Below are 20,247 nucleotides of genomic sequence, written 5' to 3' on the forward strand. Positions count from 1 at the left end.
TCCATCAATTTGGACATTCCCGAACTTCTCGTACGCGCGAAATTTCGGCGCTGGTCAGAGAGGTTTTCGACCCAAAACCTTGAGAGTTATGGCACGACCAAACCGCATCAACGGATAGACCGCATTCGCAATCCGATCCGAGCTTAAAACCCCTTGCCGCCGCGATAGGCGCGAGAGCAGGGCGACAGCTTTCGCGCCTTGGAAAATCTCACCATCAAGATCGACAACCATGCCTTCGTTCAAATCCAGATTATAGCTATTGGCCGTGATACGATCGGCACGCGCATCGGTCAGTTCAACGGCGTGGTCGTCACGAAGACGAAGGAGCGCGACATAGTTCGCACAAAAAGGGCATTCACCGTCGTAGACAATCCGCAACGGCGTCATGGCTCTTGCATCCTCTTGGTGAACTTTTGGACGGTTTGCGGGTCTATCAACGCAAGGTATAGCAGCATCATGGTCGCTGAATACGTGCTTACAGGGAGCAACAGGTAGAACGTAGCATGCATGCTGAGACCGATAAAAAAGGCCGTTGCGCGATGGCGCCGTGTGAGGATCGCGTAGGCGAGAAAATATTCCACAACCAAAACGGCACAGGACATCAGCGAAAGCAGCATGGGGGAGACGAGAAGTATCTCAAGCGTGCGGCCTGAATAGCTCCAAACAAAAATCTGCTCAAGCCTTTGGCCGGAAAGGAAAGCTTGGTCCGTTTTGTCCACCGCGGTCCAGAAATAAAGTGCTGACATCTGCAAGGCGATCAGGCGTTGCCCCCATAAGATGCCGTGCTCGGGTAGAACTTGATTTCCGCTCTCAATGGCCGCCCATCGGTCATAGGAGTAAGACCGGCCACAATCAGTAAACATCAGGAAAATACACGATATACCAAGAATATAGACATGGTGATGATCCCAACCAGCGGTGCCGAGGCCAGCCTGCCTCATCCCGTATAGGAGAAATATCGTTATCCCCAGCAGGCCGATCGACGCTCTTGCGCGGACGCCCAGAAGGGCTGCGATCGCAAAGGTAAAGAAGACCAGTCCCAGAAGCAGTTCGTTGAATGTCTCCGCTGAGAATGGTGCGACTTCGGCACCGAAGCGGATAATTGCCATGGTTGCCAGTCCAATTCGCAAAAGCGCCACTGACCGTGTTGGCCCAGCAGCGTCCGGGCCCCAAGCAACGAAGTCGCGCAACATCACCCCAGCATTCATCAGTCTTCTCCTTCGCCGGAAGCGCAAATATTTTCGATCTGCACCGGTCGCCACCCCTGACGGGTTCCAACCGCTCCATCGAAACTAACGGAGCTCGTATCCGGCACCGTTGCGCATAGTGGTGCGGCGAAATGGGCGAAGTGGTCTTCCGAGAAAATGCGATTTTCGAAAAGGTAGTGCAAAATCAATGGGTATCGTTCTATGTTCGCCGCCTCCAATGGAGTGAGTATTGCTTCCACACCATCCTCAGATCGCACGACAAAACGGCCATTGGGAATGCCTACACCCACCCCGGAGAACATGACCCACTCGCGTAGCCACGGAGAATGGGAGTCAAAGAGCTGTCCGGGCGCCGGCCCCAAATAGATCAACACAGTAAACAAACCGAAAGCAATGTGGCGCAATAAGGTCGAGAGATTTCCGATCAGCGGGCGTGACACGGTTTCAAGTGCGGGGGCATGGGTCATTACTTCGGTCACTTTCACTGGGTACGCCAGTAACTAGGTTTGACCAAAGCATGTTAAGAAATCGGGGCAGAAATTGGGCAGAATGTGAACCATAGTTGGAAAATATGGAAACAGCATCGGTTATGGACAGTTGCTCCGGAAGTTATGTCAAGGGGCCAAAATCCCGGCACCTGACATTGCCCAACGGCAGAGATTATTGCCAGTTCCCACCTTAAACGACTGGCTGCAAGTGGAGCTTGCGAGCGTTACCTTGAACCGCAGCTAGGCCCTAGACATCCATCCTTTGTGGCACCCGCAGCAAATGATCGCTTTCCGCCCTTCCTTCTAGAGGTCTTCCCAGGCGCGAAAACTATGCGACCGCAGCGAAAGGCAGCAAGATCCGCAGAGCGGACCAACACGGTTTGCGGACATCCCCAAAATTCATCTCACAATCACATCATTTACGATCTTAAAGATCGCGATCATCCATAGCGATAGGGTTATGCCACCCGCGACCCAAAGGCGCAGACGAGGCCGAGACTTTGTCCGAACACGGGGTTGTTCATCTGTCGTCTCAGATCGGTGAGGTGTCGTCTTACGCATACAGTCTCTAGGGACCCCACGGTCAGTACTCAATGTCCCATAAAAACAAAGATTTCAAATGCGGCTTGCACAATACCGAAAACAGGGGCCCAACTCTTACAGTTAGGTTTCTCGCTGCAGTTGAGCTTAAAAGACTGGAGCAGTCTGTCAATCGCGACAGGGTCGGCTCTCTACAACAGGCTCCCCATATCGCAGAACCGTTGCAGGATAGTGACCTGCACCTGGGGCCCCTCAACCAACCAGCAAATCATTCACGATCTTAAAAGATTGCAACGATCCAGAGAGATAACGCGACGCTGGCCGACATCCTCCGAATGCGGAGCGCCTTCGTTTCTGTGACGGCATGTGTGTTCTTACCTCGCGCGCCAGACCGCTTAGGTCCCATTCTATCCATATGGCTTCCCCATGAACTCTCCCCTCATCCTTCTTCCCCCATGACGTTTCAGCCCCGACTGTGCGCTATATCGCGCATCGAAGGCCGATCTCATCGGTCCAAAGTTCTCGTTCGGGTTGCAGCTAGAAGGCCAGTCCGGCCCTTCAAGGGAGACGCTGGAAAACCTTGCGCTTTCGCAAAGAGGCCGCGCGGGCCTCTGGCACGTCTCAGGAGCTTATCGGTTCAGGGCTGCTTTAATTTCCGGGCCCAAGGTCATTGGATCAAACGGCTTGGCAATCACCTCTGCGGCGCCAAGGTCAAAGAGTTCCGTCCAAGTTCCTACCCCCACCTGCGCGGTCATGAAGATGGCAGGCACAGATTCAAGTCCTGGCACTTGGCGCAGTTTCTCAAGCGTCTCAAGTCCGGACATGCCCGGCATCATCACATCAAGCAAAAATACGTCCGGCTTGAACTCTTCAACTGTACTGAGCGCTTCTTCCCCAGAGACACAGTCGACAACTTCTATGTCATCCATGAGCTCCAAAGACATTTTCGCCAACTCAAGAATGTCAGCATCGTCGTCCACATGTAGTAATTTTAGCATCGTCTTCTTCCCATTCAGCACGCTCCCGCCACGACCGCCAACATAACACTGTGATCGCTTGCTGAAATCATTCAAGAACCCGGCCTGTCAGCGCGACGGGCCCGTCGCCCATAACCGCAGGCTATGTCGAAAGTATGTTACCTTCGTGCCAATAGCCTTTGTAATGCGCCAAGTTTGCAAGCAGGTTTGCTGGCTCGGCGCGTTCATCCGCAACCCAAAAGCTGCCACGCTAGAATATTTTCAGGCGGGACTATTAAGACACGTGAGACTGTTGATCGTCCCCAGAAATTGATGAGATGCCCTGGCCCCGATAAAGCAATCTGCACTCTAAAAGATGACGGCTTGAGAAACCTGACCCAAACTGATCGTATCGCCCAACGCAAGAAAACCGCTCTTATCACAGATAGAGCCGCTGCCCTGCCGTTCGAAAGCACGCAACTTTAGAGAGGTATTGCTATCTTCAAAGCGCGGTTCAGAGCGGCAGATTTTCGGGCATCGTTCTTGATGGATTTCAGCCAGGCCTCGCATCCCTCACCCACATCGCGGCAAAAGCGGTCCGTGTGAAGTTGAAGCGTCCGGTTCTTGTGCTCGCAGTGCTCTGTTGCGACCGAGGTAAAGTGAAACCGATAGAAAGCATCGATAGCATCCTTTCGCCGACCATTGTCCGCGTCAAATCCCTGATAAAGCATGGCACATTTCAAAGCATAGCATTCAGCCCCTGAGAGAAACGCATGCTGTCCCGACAAAACATTTGTTCGATACTTGGGCCCAACCCACCTATCAAACCACTGAGCATATCTTTTCTGCGGTTTGGCCTCTGGATTCTCTATAGCACCAGCCATGTCAGGAAGGCTCAGAGCAAGGCACAGCGCCGCAGGCCAGTTTTCTGACTTTAGGCACTGCTCAAGAGAAGCAACAAAGACCTGCACGTAAATCTCCTACCTTGGATGCTCTAACCCGCATCTCGGGCATTCCAGCGTGGCTTCTGCCCAGCTCTCACCATCCGCCTGATAATATCCATGCCCCATAAGCCAGCAAATCGGCCGGAGCAGCCAAGACTTCGCCCCCCGCCTCCGGTCCGGCTCCTTCCAGGTAATCCTCGCCATTCCCGTTTCCCCTGATCTAAACGAGCGCTGCAATGCCTGCGATATAGGCAGCTTCTTCGTAGCAATTGTTAAAACCCACGGCAGAAAGCAGAGCCAATACCCCCAATGGTTGCCCGCCAAACGATTATTCCCTACGCGCCTCTATCCAATTTTGATCCCTGCTCTCTCTGCAAGAGCCCGGATGACCAAGGCCGCATCTGACATGATGCTCTCTGCAAGGCGAGGACTGCAAGAGATAACGCCTACCTTCATATCCTCCAAACACCCTAGCACCTCAGACAGCGCTTCAGGATCCAACGGCGCGCCTCCTTGGCTCATAGCACCACGCTTTGGCACGATATTGTTCCTTCCGCTGCGGCCAGGTCAGCCGCTATGCCCGCCGCGGGTGGGGTCCGCGCAAAACCATTGCGCCCGAGGCGGTAGGCGTGGGCTCTTTGCCAGCGCTTCGGCAAACCTTCCACTGACAGGGCTGTGGGTAGGCAAGCAGAGCTTCATGTTGCAGAGGTATCTGTTCGAAGTGGCCTTCCCCTCGCAATCATAGGGGTGAAAATTTTATTGAATGTTCGAAGGATAAATTCATATAGAGAAGCGGTCTGCTAGCCGATCGTACAACAGACCAAAAGCCTCAGGAGCTATGCCCTATGAAACTTTTCATCGTGATATCAGCCCTGCTCCTCTCCGCTTGCGCTTCTTACGAAAAAGGCGAACTCCCGTTGATCCGCGATCCCCAGACCGGTGAAATGCGGCCTTGCGGCCACATTGGGGTGCTAGGAGACTGCAAGCACTACATGTGAAGACGGCTTGGCGGGTTGCCCGATGGGACGCCCTTCAAACTTACCCTCTCCAGTGCAAACAACGATGTTTCCATCGTCCGAAGCACGCACGAACGCGCCCTGAACTTGAATGTAATCACTAACTAAGATGGTTCGGATCATAAGGCTCCCCCGCGGCAAGATTATGCCCCTTTCTATGGCGCCCCTGAATTACAGTAAACTGCAGAAATTCCTTGAAACAAAAGCGTAATGGAGCGCGCGCTCCGCTTCACCTCAGACACCGCACACCCCAAAGCATTTAAGAGGACAGACCTAAGCGCAGTCCGCTTGACCTGCCATCCTTCTTTACGTTTCTCAGACTTGGGCCGAATGGTTCATCAGTGTTGAGAGTGCCGTGATAATCTGAGCATGCACGAAGGGCTTTGGAATCAGAACACTTTCGGGGACACCCTTGGCGCTCCATTCATGAGCGCTGTCCCCACTCATATAGACGATCGGCATCTCAGATTGGTGCGCCCGGATGTGGCGTACGAGTTCCCACCCGTTCGGCCCCTTGCCGAGATTTATGTCTGTCACAACAGCGTCAACCCGCGCGGGGTCAGCCTCAAAAACCTCAATGGCTTTGGCACCGTTGATCGCCGTGACCACGTCAAACCCCTCGTCAACAAGGGCCGCTTCGATGTCCATGAGAATGAGCGCCTCATCTTCAACTAATAAAACGACTTTTGAATTCATTCTCACACCTGTTCAGCTGGTAAGCCTCAACCGTGCAAAAGCCGTTCAGTTCCAGCATTCAGCAACTAAATCCGTGATGTTGCAGACGCACCGCTGCCCCTTGCCAGCGGCCGTCTGCGCATCGCATGCCCCGAGGGGCAGACAAAGCCGCAAAAACTTTGCTGCACCTGGGCGGTTTACACCTTCCCATGCCCCATACAAAAAATGTGCCCGCCCAGGAGAAAAGAGAGCCGCTCATCTTTCAATTCACCGCGCAGAGCCCCACCTGCTGGCAATCAGCGAGGAGCAAATAAATGCAAGGCCAGGTCGACGACACCCAATGGGTCACACCCGACCGTGCCGACGTTGAATGCGCTCCTCTTCTCATGCCGCAGCTTTGGATAATTTTATGACCCGCTATGCCCACACAGGGTCCAGCATTATGGCCCTTTTCTTCTGCCTCGCCGCCCCCGCAATTGGCCAGGAAGAGGGCCAAAGTAAACAATTGCGCATGCTCGGAAAATGCCCTGGCTGTGCCTTCGAGAAGTTGGACCTCACGGGCCGGAAACTCACCGGCGTCAATCTGACGTCTTCTCACCTGCGAAATGTGAACTTTACGGGGGCTGGGTTGAACCTGTCGTTGTTCGACCATGCCACCTTTGAAAATGTTTCTTTTGATGCGGCTGACCTGACCGGGGCCAGCTTCACAGGGGCCACGTTCATCAACGTCTCCTTTGCAAACGCGATTTTGAAAGCAGCCGTCTTCGAAGACGCCGTCCTGATCGATACCGATCTTGATGCAGGCCTATACTGCAACACGCAAATGCCGGACGAAACGATGGCCAGCACGGAATGCAACTGACCAGAGGATGTTCTTTGCTCGGCGCCCCCTCTTAGAGGTCAGCGAAGGTTGTTTTGCACCCCCGGGCGACAGCGCCCCTCTGTCAGGCTCCTCTTTCCCCATGTTTTTTTGAGCCCCCGGAAGAAGAACCCGCAAGCTCCTCTCATAGACTTCCGGTAGAAACCCTCTAAGTGCAGTCCGTTGCCGGAGCGTCATGTCTTTCGGTTCGGCAGCTGCAGAGGGAAAGTCTTCATGGTGACCAAGACGATTGCGGGTTCAGTGCGCGTCGCGACCATATTTATTGTCGCGACCTTTCTTGTCTATTCCAGCATTGTGGGCGCGCTTGTCTATCACGGGCACAGCTCGGCGGAAGATCGGGCCGAAAGCTCTGCGGCAGCCGCGGCCAAGGCGGTCAAGATCAACACCGGCTGGATTGTCGAAGTGGCCCGCCAAGCGCTGCGCCGCATGGATTTTGCCTTGGGATCCGATGTTCAGTCCAGCCAATCTGCGACCTTAGTGAGCATCAAGGACGCGCTTGAGGGGCTGCCCGACAGCGCCAAAGCCTATATCGTGACCGCCGAGGGGCAAACCCTCTACACCACGGACCCCAATGCTCCCAATATCGACATTCGCGACAGAGAGTATTTTGCTGTCCCAGCCGGTGGGCAGCAGTTCTTCACCTCTTCGCTTCTTACCAGCCGCATTGACGGCAGCCCGATCTTCACGTTCAGCCAACGCCTTGAGCGGGAGGGGGCTTTTGTAGGTGTCGCGATCATTTCCTTTGATGCCGCCCTTCTGGGAGAGCTGCTGGCGTCTCTCGGCCTGGGACAAGGCGCGGCCTTAGCGATCTTGCGCGCAGATGGCATGCTGGTGGCCCGCTACCCCCCCGTCGACGGCCCCCTGGATTTGAGCCAACATGTGATCTTCAAAGACCATTTACCCAACGCGGATGCGGGGGCCTATATCAGCACGTCTCCCATAGACGGAGAGAAAAGATTTGTAGGCTACCAAACCCTCCCAGACAGCGCGCTCATCGCCATCGCCTCAGGGCGCTATGACGAAACGATGGCGCGCTTCTGGCGGCGTGTTCAGGTATTCTTGGCGATTGTCATTCCCACCATCCTGGCCCTCGCGGCATGTGCCATCTGGATCATCCGGCTTCTCAGGCGGGAGGCTCAAAAAAATGAGGCCCTTGAGACAGCGCTTGAGGCAAATACAATGCTGTTTCGTGAAATCCACCACCGGGTCAAAAACAACATGCAATCGATGCAGGCGCTGGTCGCCATGCACAAGCTTCCCAAAACCGTGGAGACCAACTTCAAACTGCGCCTTGCGGCCATGTCCACCGTCCATGAGCATATGTACAACCACGACAAATACGCCGCTCTGGATGCGCCCGCCTTCATCGCCTCGATGACGGAAAACATCTTCAAAGCCCATGGCGCGTCAGAACACCTAAGCCTTGATATCGACCGGATCTCAATCAGCCATGAGCAGGCCACATCGCTGGCGATGCTGATCAATGAAGTTGTCACCAACTCGCTGAAGTATGCGGGATCAGACAGAGACACTGCAGAGATCCGTATCCGCCTCAAGCTTCTCGGCAACAACAGGGCCAACCTCGTCATCGTCGACAACGGCCCGGGGTTTGACCCAAAAACACGCCCCCTCGGGATGGGCACCAAAATCATCCAGGGCATGGCCCTGCAGTTGCAAGGCACCTACAGCTATGCGTTCGACGGCGGGACGATCTTTTCTTTGGAGTTCCCTGTGGCATAGCTTGAGACAGCGATGCGTGCGGCCGCCCTGAGTCAGCTCTATAAGACAACGGTCGCTTTGAAAGGTAAATTTCGGGATCGAATGGAACCGCGGTATGAAGGTTTCATCCTGTAAATTTGAAAAGTGGTTCTTCGCGGTAAACGATATCAGTGGCTACTATCTAGCAGCCTGTGTCCGTGAAAAATGCTACGATTATAGCTGGCCTTGCTGAGAGGCTCCTGAACGAGAGAAAGCCCGTATTGGGTCAGCTTGGCGTGGTATGGCGTCTTGCGCCATAGTTCGAATGCTTCGGCAATCGGACCTTCAAACAATGCGATCCAGCTCTTTAATATGGCGGCTGAGGAGAATTCACCCCGCCGGGCCTTCCCATTCTCCACCATTCCAAAATAAAGGGCAGGATCACCCTTGAGAACCGACAGGGTCCTGAGAACATCTTCAGGAGTTCGCACCTCCATATAGTCCAGATCGCTCTGCCGTAACTCCTTGAATGCAGGCTCCGGACCTAGAAGCGCCGGAACCTCTGCCCACCAAGCGTTCACTAACTTTGATGCGGGTTTGTGGTGTGCGTCCGCGACGGTCAGATTCCGCACGGCGAGGACCGCGTCCGCATTACGGTAGTTGCCCCAATTCTGCTGCTTGGCGCGACAGTCAGTTGTCGTGTCAACTGTGTCGAGCTCGAGATGCATCCCGATCCTTCCGAGCTTGTCCTTGAAGTCCTCCGATCTGAAGCTCTCATGCATATTGAAAATGTGACCCTTGAAGACCAGACGCTCGACCCTGTGGCCACGGCTCGGATCACGCGGGATTAAATTGGGCTGCGGCCAGTGAGGGACATGAGCGTTGTTTGGCTGAGAGGGCAGAAGACCATTCTGATGTATAACGAAGTTTGCCAGTCGGGGTTGATGTGCATCAAGCCGCGGTATGACCACAAAAGAGGAAATGTCTCTTTGGCGGCGACCAAAGTCCCGAACGCCTGCGACATTTACAACTGCTGGGTCGAGTGCCGGGCCAACAGTGACATCATATCCTGCCAAGCGCAGTTCATAGTATGTCCGATTGATCCAGCAATCGAAACCATCCACGCACCGCAGTTGAAGAAGATCAGGTGTGATAGGGCCGAAAGGAATGGTTTTAAGCTCGGGCCAGAGCTGATTATCCGGGCACACGAAATGGACGCGGCCAACACCTTTCAGATTCATGGGAAGTTCCTCGTTCCGACATTACCCAAGTGGCCTGCCCTCCTATCTTCCTCGCGCTTGATGCGCGTGCCGAGCACCCCAAGATGGCGCATGATCAACTCTAAAAAATCTAGCTTGTCTTTGATTGAGAGATTAACAACGGGGCGCGCTCTATTGCCAGCCCAGATACACTTTCATCGATTTGACGATACCTCTCCGCCAGACCACTGCCCATCCGGAGCCTGGTTTCAGTCGGTTGCTTTGATCATATATTTCCGCGAGATCTCTCTCAAGCATTTCGCGGGTCAATTTCTAAGTAAAACTCTGCCGAGGGCCGTCTGGCTGCTGGGCTGAGGGATCGTTTATCGAGTGTCCTTTTCGCCGAATGCTTACCGTTGAAAGGCCTATATGAGAAATCTAAGTCGCTTCTCTCGCGCAAACCGCCGAATTTGGTGGTCGTGCGGGGTCACAATGATGCAGTCGAAGCACTCTTAGGACAATAAGAGGACTTCAAAGGTCACGCACACCCGGTTCGCGCCCAAAGCCAGATTGCCAATGATTGGCGGACCCGCAAATCCCACAGAGATCCCGCCCCGCCCGGCTTCGCCCGTTAGGAGAATTTCAGTTGCGTCGTCTTCCAAGATCGGCTGACCCTCCAACTTAGTGCCAACCAGACTGCCCAGACCTTTGATGGTCCGAAAACGCAATCCGGTTGCATCCGAGCACTTTGCCAGACCTTCCTCGAGCAACTCATTGGGTCGGATGGTCGCAAGAGTGGCGTTAGGGTGCTCAACCGCCCCCATAGAGACTGGATGAAATAGCGTGAAGCCTGTCTCCGCATCGGCCTTCATGTCAAAAATCGCACCTTCCAATACCCAGGCATCAACGGTGTGATCCGTCGATAGCACCGTGGCCTCGGCCAGCAAATGTCCCGCATGAGGGCTTCCATTGCTGTCAGTCCAAAGACCGTGCACGTGGGCGAATGCTGCGCCGTCCCGCCGTCCCAGATGTGAGCCCGCTCTTTTGATCGTCGCAGATGTCAGCACCGTCTGCGCGCTATACCACGCAACATGGCGGTCGTCCGGTGCGGGCGCAGGACGCACGAATGTCAGCTTCTCCACCGACACGTTATCTAAGTCAAACCAGGCGCCAACTTCTCCTACGGCATCAACCATCGCTTGCAACAGCGTAAATCCCGCCTTCAGCGTGACGCGCTGATGTACTGCACTGCAGGACACTGCAATAATTCGATCTGCAGCAACCGGACCGGGATGGTTCAAGGTCCGCCCCTCAGACATCCGCAATCTCCCCCCGCGCGGTCAACTCGGCCCGGATCAGCTTTTTGGTGATCTTACCATAGCCCGACTTAGGCATCTCTTCCCAGAATACGACAGCTTTAGGCATCTTGTAGCGCGGCACCAATGGGGCCAGCCACGCCAGAAAGGCCGTGGGATCGGGTGCTTCCCCTCGTGCAACGCAAACAGCGATACCGACTTCGCCCCAGGTCGCGTCTGGTATGCCCAGCACGGCACATTCGCTGATGGCAGGATGCTGCAGGATCTTCTCCTCAATCTCACGAGGATAGATGTTGGACCCTCCCGAGATATACATGTCTGACGCACGATCCGTCAGATACAAAAACCCTTCCGCATCCATATGACCAAGATCGCCGGTCAGGAACCAACCATCTCGAAACGCTTTGGCGTTCGCCTGGGGATTGTCGTGGTACCCGGCAAATACTGCCGGGCCAATAACGGCGACCTCCCCGGTCTCACCCGGCATCACCTCACGTCCTTCAGCATCCTGGACCTGCACCTGCATCCCCGTGCGGGCAAAGCCGCAAGTGCCGATGCGCATGATGGTATCATCCGCAGAATGATGGATGGGGGGCAACACGGTGATATTGCCTGTGACCTCGCCCAGCCCAAAGTACTGCACTAAGACGGGCCCCAGCACTTCGAGTGCGCGGATTTGATCCGCGCGGTACATTGGGGCCCCCGCATATATCACATAGCGCAGACTGGAATGGTCATGTTCCTTCACAGAAGGATGCTCGACCAATAGCTTTACGATCGTAGGCACAGTGAATGCATTTGTGATGCGCCATCTAGCAACCAGGCGCCAGATCTCGGCGGGATCGAATTTGGTCCCCCCGGGAAGAACGGTTTTTACCCCATGGGCCACTTGCGTCAGCTGGTGGATCCCTGCGCCATGTGACAGCGGTGCTACCACAATAGAGGCATCTTGAGGGCCCGTCCCTGGCATCAAATCACACAGATGGTTGGTCACGACGAACGCCAGCTGGCCATGGGTCAGCACTGCGGCCTTTGGTTTTCCGGTCGTCCCAGAGGTAAAGAAAAACCATGCCGGATCGTCGCGGTCCACGGGGGCTGGGGTGACTGTTGCCGCCGCAAATTCCATGACGAGCCCGTCGTAATCGTCATGTCCTGTACCGCCGATACGCACGGTGAAGTCCAGACCATCGCAGGCGGCGATATGCTCTGCAAACTCAGCCCCCACCAGCAATCCCTTCGCGCCAGAAGAGGCCGCAAACCAAGCAACATCTTCTGGGGTTTGACGAAAATTTGCAGGCACCCAGACACAGCCAAGTTTCCAGCAGGCAAAGGCGGCCTCAAACATTTGATTGCAATTGGCAGATTGCACCAGCAACCGGTCGCCTTTGCGCATTCCATAGCGGTCCCGAAGGGCGGCAGCAAAAGCAGTCGCGCGCGCCTCCAATTCAGACCAGGTCCAAGTCGCCTCCCCCCAAACAAGGCCGATGTCTTCCGACTGTCGCCGCGCGGCATCGGTCAAGAATTGCGAAAGGTTCATGACCCGGGTTGAGATAGGCTGCATTAGACCACCCGTTCGAGGATCGAGGCATAAGATGCCACAGCGGCCCCGCCCATATTAAAGACGCCAGCGAGCTCAGCATCGGGAACCTGCATACCTCCTGCTTCGCCCATCAGTTGCATCGCCGCCATGACATGCATCGAAACGCCAGTCGCTCCGATGGGGTGTCCCTTAGACTTCAGACCCCCTGATGGGTTCACCGGCAGACGCCCGTCTTTAGCGGTCCAGCCTTCGCGGATCGCGCGCGCACCTTGACCCGGCTCGGTCAGCCCCATCGCCTCATATTCCAAGAGCTCCGCGACAGTGAAACAGTCATGCGTTTCCACCAAGCTCAGGTCATCAAGCGCTACGCCACTGGCGGCGAAGGCCTGCTCCCACGCCCTGCGCGCGCCATCAAAACGCGTGATCTCCCGGCGCGACAGCGCCAGGGGTTCGTTGGTGTGGCTCCGCGCCCGAAAGCGGATTGCCCGCTGCAGCTCGGCCGCAACTTCAGGCGCCGCTAGCACGATCGCCGCGGCCCCATCCGACACCAGCGAACAATCGGTACGTCGCAATGGGCCAGCAACCAGGGGGTTCTTCTCTGAAACCGTATTGCAAAAGGCGACATCAAAGTTCCGCTGCATATGCGCGAATGGGTTTTGCATCCCATTATGGTGGTTTTTAGCAGCGATCATCGCCAGTGTTTCGGACTGATCGCCATAACGCTGGAAATAATTCCCGGCAATCTGGCCGAAGAGCCCCGCAAAGCCGCCGCGCACCTCTGCCTCTTCGCGACGGTAAGAGGCGCCAAGCAAGATATCACCCACTTCCACGCCCGGTGTGGCGGTCATCTTCTCAGCGCCGACCACAAGTGCAATTTTGCCCCGGCCGCTGGCGATAAAATCCATTGCCCCATGCAATGCTGCGGAGCCTGTGGCACAGGCATTTTCGTAACGGGTGGCCGGCACACGCGAAAGTGCGTCATTGCCCATGCCGACCAAGGCACCTTGGAAATCCTGATCTGAAAAACCATTGTTGAACACGCCCACGAAAATACCGTCGACGTCCTCAGCGGCGACCCCTGCATGCGTCAACGCAGGACCAGTGACCTCCGCCATCAATGCTTCCGTGTCCGGGGCATCACTGCGGCCAAAAGCGGTATGGGCCCAGCCCACGATATAAGGGTCGCTCATCATAAATCCTTCGGTGAATTTGTAAGTGGCATTCGTCGCGCCAGACGGGCTTCAATGTCTCGCGCTTCATGTTCCAGCAAAGCTGCCAGTTCTGCGTCACGGGGCGGCTGCATTCGGCTCTCAATGGCGGCCAGGGACAAAGCTCCGGCAACGGAACCGTCAGGCCGCCGCAAGGCCATGCCAACGCCCCAGCTGCCAGCCACGATGCGGCCGGGGTTTAACGCAAACCCGCGGGCGCGTGTCATCGCCACGTCACTGCGCAGCAGTTCAGCAGTGTAGTTCGGGTAGTCCGAGGCCAGCCTATCGGCGTTGTCCACCAACAGGGCGTCAATTTCCGCATCGGGCAGCGCGCTTAGCATGGCCAACGAGCCCGCCCCAATCCCAAGAGGGTGCTGCGCGCCCGTTTCCAGTGCATGGGTGCGGATCGGAAACGCGCCCTCCTCGCGGTATAGACAGACAGCATCGGACCCGCGCCGCATACTCACAAAGGCGGTGTCGCCACTTGCTTTGGCCAAACGCACGAGAGCATCGGCAGCCGTTTCCAAAAGTCCATGGCGCGGGGTCGCCAAGATGCCGAGCACATAGCTTTCCTCCCCCAAATGATAGAGCCGCGTGGACCCGTCCTGTTCCACCAACCCGCGCCGGATCAACGCCAGCATCAACCGCCGCACCGTGGGTTTGCCCAGACCAGAGGCCGCGATCAACTCCGACAGCGCCACCCCCCGCCCAACGGCGCGGCCTGTGATTTGCAGCAGCGCCAAGGCGCGATCCACCGCTTGACTGCCGCTGGCGGGCGCTGGCTGTTCGTCATTTCTCACAATATGGACCACTATCTCTTTATTCGCCTCAGCATGGCCCTAAAGACCTGCGCATTCTAAGCGTCATTGCAAGAAATATCTTGCCCGACACGTCGAACTCTGTTCCACATTGTGGTTCAATGAGGGAGGAACCACCGTGAAAATGATTTCAAAGGCCGCCTTGGCCGCAATTTTAGCCACCACAGTTTTGTCCGGCGCCGCCGCAAGTGCCGAAACCCTGCGCCTGTCGCATAACACTGGCGACACGACGACTTGGCACAAGGGTGCCGAGAAATTTGGCGAACTCCTGTCCGAAAAAACAGATGGTGCCTACGACGTTCGCGTCTTTCCCAATGCGCAGCTGTCCGGCGGCGACCAGATGAAACAGGCCGAAATGGTGGGCCGCGGCGCGCTTGATCTCGTTGTCACCTCGGCGATTAACGTGACCCCCTTAGTGCCTGAAATGGCTGTCTTCTCGCTGCCCTACCTCTATGCCAACTACGCTCAGGTGGATGCGACCACCCAAGGTGCGCCGGCAAAGTTGCTGGAAGACATTCTGCGCGAAAAAGGCATCGAAGTGCTGGCTTGGGGCGAAAATGGGTTTCGCGAAGTCACCAACAACGTCCGCCCGATCAAGACCCCCGAGGACATGAAGGGGCTCAACATGCGCGTGGCCGGGCCCATGTACATCGACGTGATGAATGCGCTCGGCGCCAACCCGCAGCAGATGCAATGGGGTGAGACGATGACCGCACTTCAGCAGGGCGTCGTTGACGGGCAGGAAAATCCAATCGGGGCCGTGATTATTCCCCAGCAGGTTTTTGAGGTGCAAAAACATCTGACCGCTTGGCACTATTCCTATGATCCGATCTTCCTTGGCGTCTCGACCGAGGTTTGGGCAGATCTGGATGCAGACACCCAAGAGATGATGCGCGCGGCGGCGACTGAGGCCATGGAATATCAGCGCGAGATCACGCGTGAAGGCACCGCCGAAGGCATCGCATTCCTGCGCGACAAGGGAATGGAAGTCTACGAGCCTTCCGACGAAGAGCTAACCGCCTTTCGCGAAGCGACCAAACCTGCGTTCGACACTTGGGCCGCTAAAGTCGGCACCGACATCGTCGGCAGCTTTCAAGACGCCATCGCGGCGACACCCGCGAACTAAAGCTAAGGCACGGCCCTTCAAAGGGCCGTGCCGATCCGGGGAGGGTCAAAGCCATGCGGTTTTTGCTGCGAGAATTCGAAAAGATCATCTGCGCCCTGCTGTTTCTTGGCATGACGCTCATCGGCTTCATTAACGTCGTCGTCCGCTACGCCACGCATTATTCCTTTGCAGCCTCAGAAGAGCTGCTGACCAACGGCTTTCTGCTGCTGACCGTCTTCGGCGCTGCAATTGCCGCACGGCGGGGCCAGCATTTGGCGGTAACGATTGTGCAAGATTTTTTGCCCCGCCCTGCGGCCCGGGCAGTGTTCGTGCTTTCGGTGATCCTTTCAGTCTTATTGCTTGCAGCTTCCGCTTGGTTTTCTTGGGCCACCTTGATGAACCAACTAGAGAGCGGCATCCAAAGCTATGCCCTCGGCGTGCCTGCATGGTGGTATCAAATCGGCCTGCCTTTCGGCTTTGGCCTTATCATTATTCGCTACCTGCAGCATGCGGCAGAGACGTGGCACCCGTCCCAGCAAACACCACAGGCGACCCCAAGTGTCTGACATCCTGAATATGGGTGCCGGCACCCAAATGATCGTTGCCTTCTTTGTGCTGATGGCACTGCGCGTGCCGGTGGCCTTCGCGCTCGGCCTATCGGCCATGTATGCGATGTGGCAAATCGGCTTCGGCTTTGAGCTTGCAGGAGACCTGATCGCCACTGGCATCGCCAAATACGCTTTGCTGGCCATCCCCTTTTTTATTCTCGCAGGGACGCTGATGGGAACATTGGGAATTGCCGAGCGCATGATCCGTTTTTTCCGCATCCTGATCGGCAACCTTCCCGGTGGCATGGGCGTCGTTGGCACGGTGGTCTGCCTCTTTTGGGGGGCTGTTTCAGGCTCTGGCCCTGCCTCTGTGGCAGCTATTGGCCCTATGATCATCAAAGGGATGGAAGAAGATGGCTACCCCCGCGCCGCGGCTGCCGCTCTGGTCTGCACGGGGGCTGCCTTCTCCATTGTGATCCCGCCCTCCATCGGCCTTGTGATCTATGGCGTTATCGCCGAGACCTCGATCTCCGCTCTTTTTATCGCAGCAATCATACCCGGTCTTTTTATGGGGATGCTGATGCTGGTCGTTCTACCCTTCATCAAGTCGACCAACCGGGAGGGGCTGGACAAGCTTTCGCCCGCACCCCCCAGCAACGGTTACTGGCGCGATCTGGGGCGAAGCTTTCGCGAGTCCTTCTGGGGCCTCATGACGCCTGTGGTCATCCTCGGCGGAATCTATTCCGGTATTTTCACCCCAACCGAAGCGGCCCTTGTCGCCACAGTCTATGCCATAGCTGTCGGCGCCTTTGCCTACCGCACGCTGACAATCCGCGCCCTCTATGACGCCCTAACCGAAGCCGCTTCATCCTCCGCCGTAGTCATGCTGGTGGTCGCCTATGCAAGCCTATTTGGCTGGGTCGTAACCGTCGAAGACCTCGTCGGACAATACTCCGGCCAGTTGCTCGGCCTGTCGGACAATGGCGGGGTGATCTTGATGGTCATCATGCTAATCCTACTGATCGCAGGCATGTTCATGGACCCCGTCACGGTGATGTTCATCTCTCTTCCAATTTTCATGCCGGTGGTGCGTGAATTGGGATGGGACCCGGTATGGTTCGGCGTGCTGGTGATGGTAAACCTTGCCATTGGTCTCATCACGCCGCCCGTCGGGATTAATCTTTACGTCGCTGCAAACATCACGCGACAGCCCTTGGAGCGCATTGCGCGTGCCGCATTGCCGTTTCTCGCCATCAGCGTCATCGGCCTTGCCATTGTGGCGGCGGTCCCCGCCCTGTCCCTATTTCTGCCTGAGGTCCTGAAATGAACGATACTGTCGCTCTCATCACAGGTGCCGCACGCGGCATCGGTCTCGCGACTGCATCTCTTTTGCACGCCGAGGGCAGACGCGTCGTGATGCTTGACCGCGATGCGGATGAGCTTGCAACTGCCGCGGCCACCCTGCCCGGCGCTTTGTCCCTGACCTGTGACGTGTCGATCCCCCAGCACGTCGCGCAATCTATTGCAGAGGTCGAACAAACATATGGACGCCTCGACATTCTGGTAAACAACGCGGGCGTCGCGGACTTTGGACCGCTGGCTGAAACCGATTTCGCCCGCTGGCGGCGTGTTATGGACACAAATCTTGATGGCGTTTTTCTGATGTCGCAGGCCTGCCTGCCCCTCTTGTCGGTACGCGGCGGCGCCATCATCAACATTGCCTCGATCTCAGGCTTGCGTGCCTCAACGCTGCGCGTTGCCTATGGTACCTCCAAAGCTGCCGTCATCCATCTCACCAAGCAGCAAGCCGCGGAACTGGGAGAGGTCGGCATCCGTGCAAACTGCGTTTGTCCCGGCCCAGTGGACACAAAACTCGCGCTGGCCGTACACTCTCCTGAAATACGTGCCGCCTACCATGACGCGATACCGCTTAACCGATATGGAACGGAGCGGGAAATCGCAGAAGTCATTTGCTTTCTAGCCGGCGAGCGGGCCAGCTATGTTACAGGTCAGGTTGTGGCCTCCGATGGCGGGTTTGATGCAACCGGCGTCGGGCTGCCTGCGTTGAGGGTGTGAGTCACAATGCCCTTGAAGAGCCCGTAGAATAAGGCTGCTAACCTCGGAGAAACGGCCGGGATTGAGTTTTCAACCGTCAGTGACCCAAGGTCGCTGCATCTACGCGACGGGGATCTGAGGCGCCAAACAGATAGTGCCGCGCCCTCAAAACCCATAACCTCGAAGGCTTTGGCAAAGACTTCTTCGTTGTAGACGGGTACCTACCCACATTGGTCAAACGGTACAGTTGGCCCTTAGCAAAATTGCCGCCCCCAATTCGGAGGCGGCAGATGCAGTTTCGAAAATGGAGCTTACTTCTGCTGTGGCTTGTCGCCAGGCTTAGGCGGGCTTTTCTTAGGCTGGGGTTTAGGTGCAGTAGCCATCTCTCGTTACTCGCGTTTGCAAGGGTCGACACCATGTCGATCCTGTCACAAGTATTGCGCTGAACAGGAATTCCGCAAAGGTCGTTTCCGGTCCGCCGCGTCGCATTTGGTGCGTTGTGCGAAAATTGGCCGAGGACCTAATACTCAACACGCTTTCCTAGGCAGCGAGAGCTCCCTTCCTTCTGGCTATAAGGTAAGCCCTCAGCCCTCTTCCTTCTGTCACCCCTTGGCGCCCTGCCCCCGGGCATAGACATCTTCATAGCGGATGATGTCATCCTCGCCGAGATAGCTGCCAGTTTGCACTTCAATGAGCACCATGGGCACCTTGCCGGGGTTCTCCATCCGGTGGGTGGCGCCCAAAGGAATATAAACTGATTGGTTCTCACTCACGAGCTTCACCTCTTCTCCGATCGTCACCTTGGCCGTGCCTTCGACGACGATCCAATGCTCTGAGCGGTGATGATGGCTCTGCAGGCTGAGGGCAGCCCCGGGATGAACCGTAATGCGCTTTACTTGAAAGCGGGAACCCGACACGAGGCATTCAAACCAGCCCCAGGGGCGAAAATCCTTCGGGAGCGTGTCCGCTTGAGAGGCCCCCTTGGCCTTAAGAGCCGCGACCGCTTTTTTGACATCCTGCGCACGGTCTTTATGCGCCACCAGCACCGCGTCGGGCATGGCCACCGCAATGATGTCGCGCAATCCGATGCCAACCAATTGCTGTCGTGGGTCTTCGGCGCGCAGCATTGTGTCATGACAATCGATGGCCGTGGCGGAAGCCGAGACCACCACGCCCGCCTCATCCGGACCGGTCTCGCGCCAGACCGCATCCCAGCCGCCCAAATCCGACCACGCCCCGCCATAGGGGACGACGCTGAGGTTTTCAGCTTTCTCCATCACGGCATAGTCGATGGAGATATCCTCCACCTGGCCCCAAGGCCCGGGCGCCAGCCGGGTAAAGCCAAGATCTTGCTCAGCCTGGTCCACAGAGGCGCGCACCAAAACCAACATCTCAGGGGCATGCGCTTCAAAGGCCGCAATGATCGTCTTGACCGAGAAGAGGAAAATTCCCGCATTCCACAAATGCTGCCCCCCGTTGAGCAGCGCCTCCGCGGTGGCGCTGTCGGGCTTTTCCACAAATCCCTTAAGCGGCTGTGGCTCAGAGGCAAAATCAGCCGAGGGCGCCTGGCTCATCTCCAGCCAGCCATAGCCGGTCTCTGCCCGGTCGGGGCGGATGCCGAAGGTCACCAGCTGGCCTTCGAGGGCTGCGATGGTCGCCGCCTGAACCGCCGCGCGGAAGCTTTCCGCCTCAGGTATCACGTGATCCGAGGGCGCCACCAGCATCAGCGCTTCGGGCGCGCGGGCGGCAAGCTCCAAGGCGGCAGCAAGGATCGCAGGCGCGGTGTTGCGCCCCTCAGGCTCAATAAGAATGCCAGCAGGCGCGATCTCCACTGCGGCCAATTGTTCTGTCACCACAAATCGATAATCCGCGCCAGTCAGGATCACCGGGGCCGCAAACCCCTCCCCAGCCAGCCGTTTGGCCGACGCCTGAAACAAGCTGCGCTCCCCCATCAATTTGGCAAACTGCTTAGGATAGCTTTTGCGCGACAGCGGCCAAAGCCGGGTGCCAGACCCTCCGGCCAACAGGATTGGGTGCACAATATGGGTCATGA

At 56.6% G+C, this 20,247-nt stretch carries 18 protein-coding genes; 6 read left to right on the forward strand and 12 right to left on the reverse strand.

Annotated elements, in window-relative coordinates; genetic code table 11:
- Positions 1 to 54 precede the first annotated feature (54 nt).
- The 6 genes from DSM14862_RS18400 to DSM14862_RS18425 all read right to left on the reverse strand — a co-directional run bounded on the left by DSM14862_RS18400 (position 55) and on the right by DSM14862_RS18425 (position 5,848).
- Positions 55 to 387, reverse strand: coding sequence for a DCC1-like thiol-disulfide oxidoreductase family protein (locus DSM14862_RS18400; protein WP_007121461.1), 333 nt, complete (start codon positions 385 to 387; stop codon positions 55 to 57).
- On the reverse strand, positions 384 to 1,208 hold the full coding sequence (locus tag DSM14862_RS18405; RefSeq protein ID WP_007121460.1) for an HTTM domain-containing protein: 825 nt from the start codon (positions 1,206 to 1,208) through the stop codon (positions 384 to 386). Before DSM14862_RS18405 ends, DSM14862_RS18400 begins: the two co-directional genes overlap by 4 nt.
- The gene (locus DSM14862_RS18410; RefSeq protein ID WP_007121459.1) at positions 1,208 to 1,675 is read right to left on the reverse strand and encodes a hypothetical protein; all 468 of its coding nucleotides are present in this window, start codon (positions 1,673 to 1,675) and stop codon (positions 1,208 to 1,210) included. Before DSM14862_RS18410 ends, DSM14862_RS18405 begins: the two co-directional genes overlap by 1 nt.
- A gap of 1,190 nt (positions 1,676 to 2,865) precedes the next feature.
- A complete protein-coding gene (locus DSM14862_RS18415) occupies positions 2,866 to 3,309 on the reverse strand; it encodes a response regulator (protein ID WP_322790850.1) in 444 nt (147 codons plus the stop codon).
- Positions 3,310 to 3,674: 365 nt separating this feature from the next.
- Positions 3,675 to 4,163, reverse strand: a complete 489-nt coding sequence (locus tag DSM14862_RS18420; RefSeq protein WP_007121570.1) for a hypothetical protein — start codon at positions 4,161 to 4,163, stop codon at positions 3,675 to 3,677.
- Between the two features lie 1,304 nt (positions 4,164 to 5,467).
- Complete coding sequence (locus DSM14862_RS18425; RefSeq protein WP_007121324.1) at positions 5,468 to 5,848, reverse strand: response regulator; 381 nt, start codon at positions 5,846 to 5,848, stop codon at positions 5,468 to 5,470.
- 388 nt (positions 5,849 to 6,236) lie between these two features.
- Between DSM14862_RS18425 and DSM14862_RS18430 the strand changes: the two genes are divergently transcribed.
- Positions 6,237 to 6,689, forward strand: a complete 453-nt coding sequence (locus DSM14862_RS18430; protein ID WP_040702033.1) for a pentapeptide repeat-containing protein — start codon at positions 6,237 to 6,239, stop codon at positions 6,687 to 6,689.
- A 231-nt stretch (positions 6,690 to 6,920) separates the two neighbouring features.
- Positions 6,921 to 8,447 (forward strand): sensor histidine kinase, encoded by a 1,527-nt coding sequence (locus tag DSM14862_RS18435; RefSeq protein WP_007121322.1) that lies wholly within the window; start codon positions 6,921 to 6,923, stop codon positions 8,445 to 8,447.
- A 146-nt stretch (positions 8,448 to 8,593) separates the two neighbouring features.
- Here DSM14862_RS18435 and DSM14862_RS18440 read toward each other — a convergent pair whose 3' ends face one another.
- The 5 genes from DSM14862_RS18440 to DSM14862_RS18460 form a co-directional block, all read right to left on the reverse strand.
- Positions 8,594 to 9,646, reverse strand: coding sequence for a hypothetical protein (locus DSM14862_RS18440; RefSeq protein WP_040702032.1), 1,053 nt, complete (start codon positions 9,644 to 9,646; stop codon positions 8,594 to 8,596).
- Positions 9,647 to 10,116: 470 nt separating this feature from the next.
- Positions 10,117 to 10,923: a PPC domain-containing DNA-binding protein gene (locus tag DSM14862_RS18445; protein ID WP_007121319.1), complete on the reverse strand. Its 807-nt coding sequence runs from the start codon at positions 10,921 to 10,923 to the stop codon at positions 10,117 to 10,119.
- The gene (locus tag DSM14862_RS18450; RefSeq protein ID WP_243254544.1) at positions 10,916 to 12,481 is read right to left on the reverse strand and encodes an acyl-CoA synthetase; all 1,566 of its coding nucleotides are present in this window, start codon (positions 12,479 to 12,481) and stop codon (positions 10,916 to 10,918) included. The genes DSM14862_RS18445 and DSM14862_RS18450 overlap by 8 nt, the downstream gene beginning before the upstream one ends.
- The gene (locus tag DSM14862_RS18455) at positions 12,481 to 13,650 is read right to left on the reverse strand and encodes an acetyl-CoA acetyltransferase (protein WP_007121260.1); all 1,170 of its coding nucleotides are present in this window, start codon (positions 13,648 to 13,650) and stop codon (positions 12,481 to 12,483) included. The genes DSM14862_RS18450 and DSM14862_RS18455 overlap by 1 nt, the downstream gene beginning before the upstream one ends.
- The gene (locus DSM14862_RS18460) at positions 13,650 to 14,468 is read right to left on the reverse strand and encodes an IclR family transcriptional regulator (protein ID WP_040702009.1); all 819 of its coding nucleotides are present in this window, start codon (positions 14,466 to 14,468) and stop codon (positions 13,650 to 13,652) included. The genes DSM14862_RS18455 and DSM14862_RS18460 overlap by 1 nt, the downstream gene beginning before the upstream one ends.
- A gap of 142 nt (positions 14,469 to 14,610) precedes the next feature.
- Between DSM14862_RS18460 and DSM14862_RS18465 the strand changes: the two genes are divergently transcribed.
- The 4 genes from DSM14862_RS18465 to DSM14862_RS18480 are packed head-to-tail and all read left to right on the forward strand — an operon-like array spanning position 14,611 to position 18,215.
- Complete coding sequence (locus DSM14862_RS18465) at positions 14,611 to 15,612, forward strand: DctP family TRAP transporter solute-binding subunit (protein WP_007121258.1); 1,002 nt, start codon at positions 14,611 to 14,613, stop codon at positions 15,610 to 15,612.
- Positions 15,613 to 15,665: 53 nt separating this feature from the next.
- Complete coding sequence (locus DSM14862_RS18470; protein WP_007121257.1) at positions 15,666 to 16,157, forward strand: TRAP transporter small permease; 492 nt, start codon at positions 15,666 to 15,668, stop codon at positions 16,155 to 16,157.
- Positions 16,158 to 16,167: 10 nt separating this feature from the next.
- Positions 16,168 to 17,466 carry a TRAP transporter large permease gene (locus DSM14862_RS18475; RefSeq protein ID WP_165481301.1) on the forward strand — a complete coding sequence of 433 codons (1,299 nt, stop codon included), beginning with the start codon at positions 16,168 to 16,170 and terminating at the stop codon, positions 17,464 to 17,466.
- On the forward strand, positions 17,463 to 18,215 hold the full coding sequence (locus DSM14862_RS18480; RefSeq protein WP_007121255.1) for an SDR family NAD(P)-dependent oxidoreductase: 753 nt from the start codon (positions 17,463 to 17,465) through the stop codon (positions 18,213 to 18,215). Before DSM14862_RS18475 ends, DSM14862_RS18480 begins: the two co-directional genes overlap by 4 nt.
- A gap of 581 nt (positions 18,216 to 18,796) precedes the next feature.
- Here DSM14862_RS18480 and DSM14862_RS18485 read toward each other — a convergent pair.
- Positions 18,797 to 20,245 carry a mannose-1-phosphate guanylyltransferase/mannose-6-phosphate isomerase gene (locus DSM14862_RS18485; protein ID WP_243254543.1) on the reverse strand — a complete coding sequence of 483 codons (1,449 nt, stop codon included), beginning with the start codon at positions 20,243 to 20,245 and terminating at the stop codon, positions 18,797 to 18,799.
- Positions 20,246 to 20,247 lie beyond the last annotated feature (2 nt).

This window comes from Sulfitobacter indolifex, from assembly GCF_022788655.1.
Classification (GTDB): domain Bacteria; phylum Pseudomonadota; class Alphaproteobacteria; order Rhodobacterales; family Rhodobacteraceae; genus Sulfitobacter; species Sulfitobacter indolifex.

Bases quoted from the DNA above. Each gene is read 5' to 3' on its own strand.
- DSM14862_RS18400 (WP_007121461.1), bottom strand. From the start codon at position 387: ATGACGCCGTTGCGGATTGTCTACGACGGTGAATGCCCTTTTTGTGCG.
- DSM14862_RS18405 (WP_007121460.1), bottom strand. From the start codon at position 1,208: ATGAATGCTGGGGTGATGTTGCGCGACTTCGTTGCTTGGGGCCCGGAC.
- DSM14862_RS18410 (WP_007121459.1), bottom strand. From the start codon at position 1,675: ATGACCCATGCCCCCGCACTTGAAACCGTGTCACGCCCGCTGATCGGA.
- DSM14862_RS18425 (WP_007121324.1), bottom strand. From the start codon at position 5,848: ATGAATTCAAAAGTCGTTTTATTAGTTGAAGATGAGGCGCTCATTCTC.
- DSM14862_RS18430 (WP_040702033.1), top strand. From the start codon at position 6,237: ATGACCCGCTATGCCCACACAGGGTCCAGCATTATGGCCCTTTTCTTC.
- DSM14862_RS18435 (WP_007121322.1), top strand. From the start codon at position 6,921: ATGGTGACCAAGACGATTGCGGGTTCAGTGCGCGTCGCGACCATATTT.
- DSM14862_RS18440 (WP_040702032.1), bottom strand. From the start codon at position 9,646: ATGAATCTGAAAGGTGTTGGCCGCGTCCATTTCGTGTGCCCGGATAAT.
- DSM14862_RS18445 (WP_007121319.1), bottom strand. From the start codon at position 10,923: ATGTCTGAGGGGCGGACCTTGAACCATCCCGGTCCGGTTGCTGCAGAT.
- DSM14862_RS18450 (WP_243254544.1), bottom strand. From the start codon at position 12,481: ATGCAGCCTATCTCAACCCGGGTCATGAACCTTTCGCAATTCTTGACC.
- DSM14862_RS18455 (WP_007121260.1), bottom strand. From the start codon at position 13,650: ATGAGCGACCCTTATATCGTGGGCTGGGCCCATACCGCTTTTGGCCGC.
- DSM14862_RS18465 (WP_007121258.1), top strand. From the start codon at position 14,611: ATGATTTCAAAGGCCGCCTTGGCCGCAATTTTAGCCACCACAGTTTTG.
- DSM14862_RS18470 (WP_007121257.1), top strand. From the start codon at position 15,666: ATGCGGTTTTTGCTGCGAGAATTCGAAAAGATCATCTGCGCCCTGCTG.
- DSM14862_RS18475 (WP_165481301.1), top strand. From the start codon at position 16,168: ATGGGTGCCGGCACCCAAATGATCGTTGCCTTCTTTGTGCTGATGGCA.
- DSM14862_RS18480 (WP_007121255.1), top strand. From the start codon at position 17,463: ATGAACGATACTGTCGCTCTCATCACAGGTGCCGCACGCGGCATCGGT.
- DSM14862_RS18485 (WP_243254543.1), bottom strand. From the start codon at position 20,245: ATGACCCATATTGTGCACCCAATCCTGTTGGCCGGAGGGTCTGGCACC.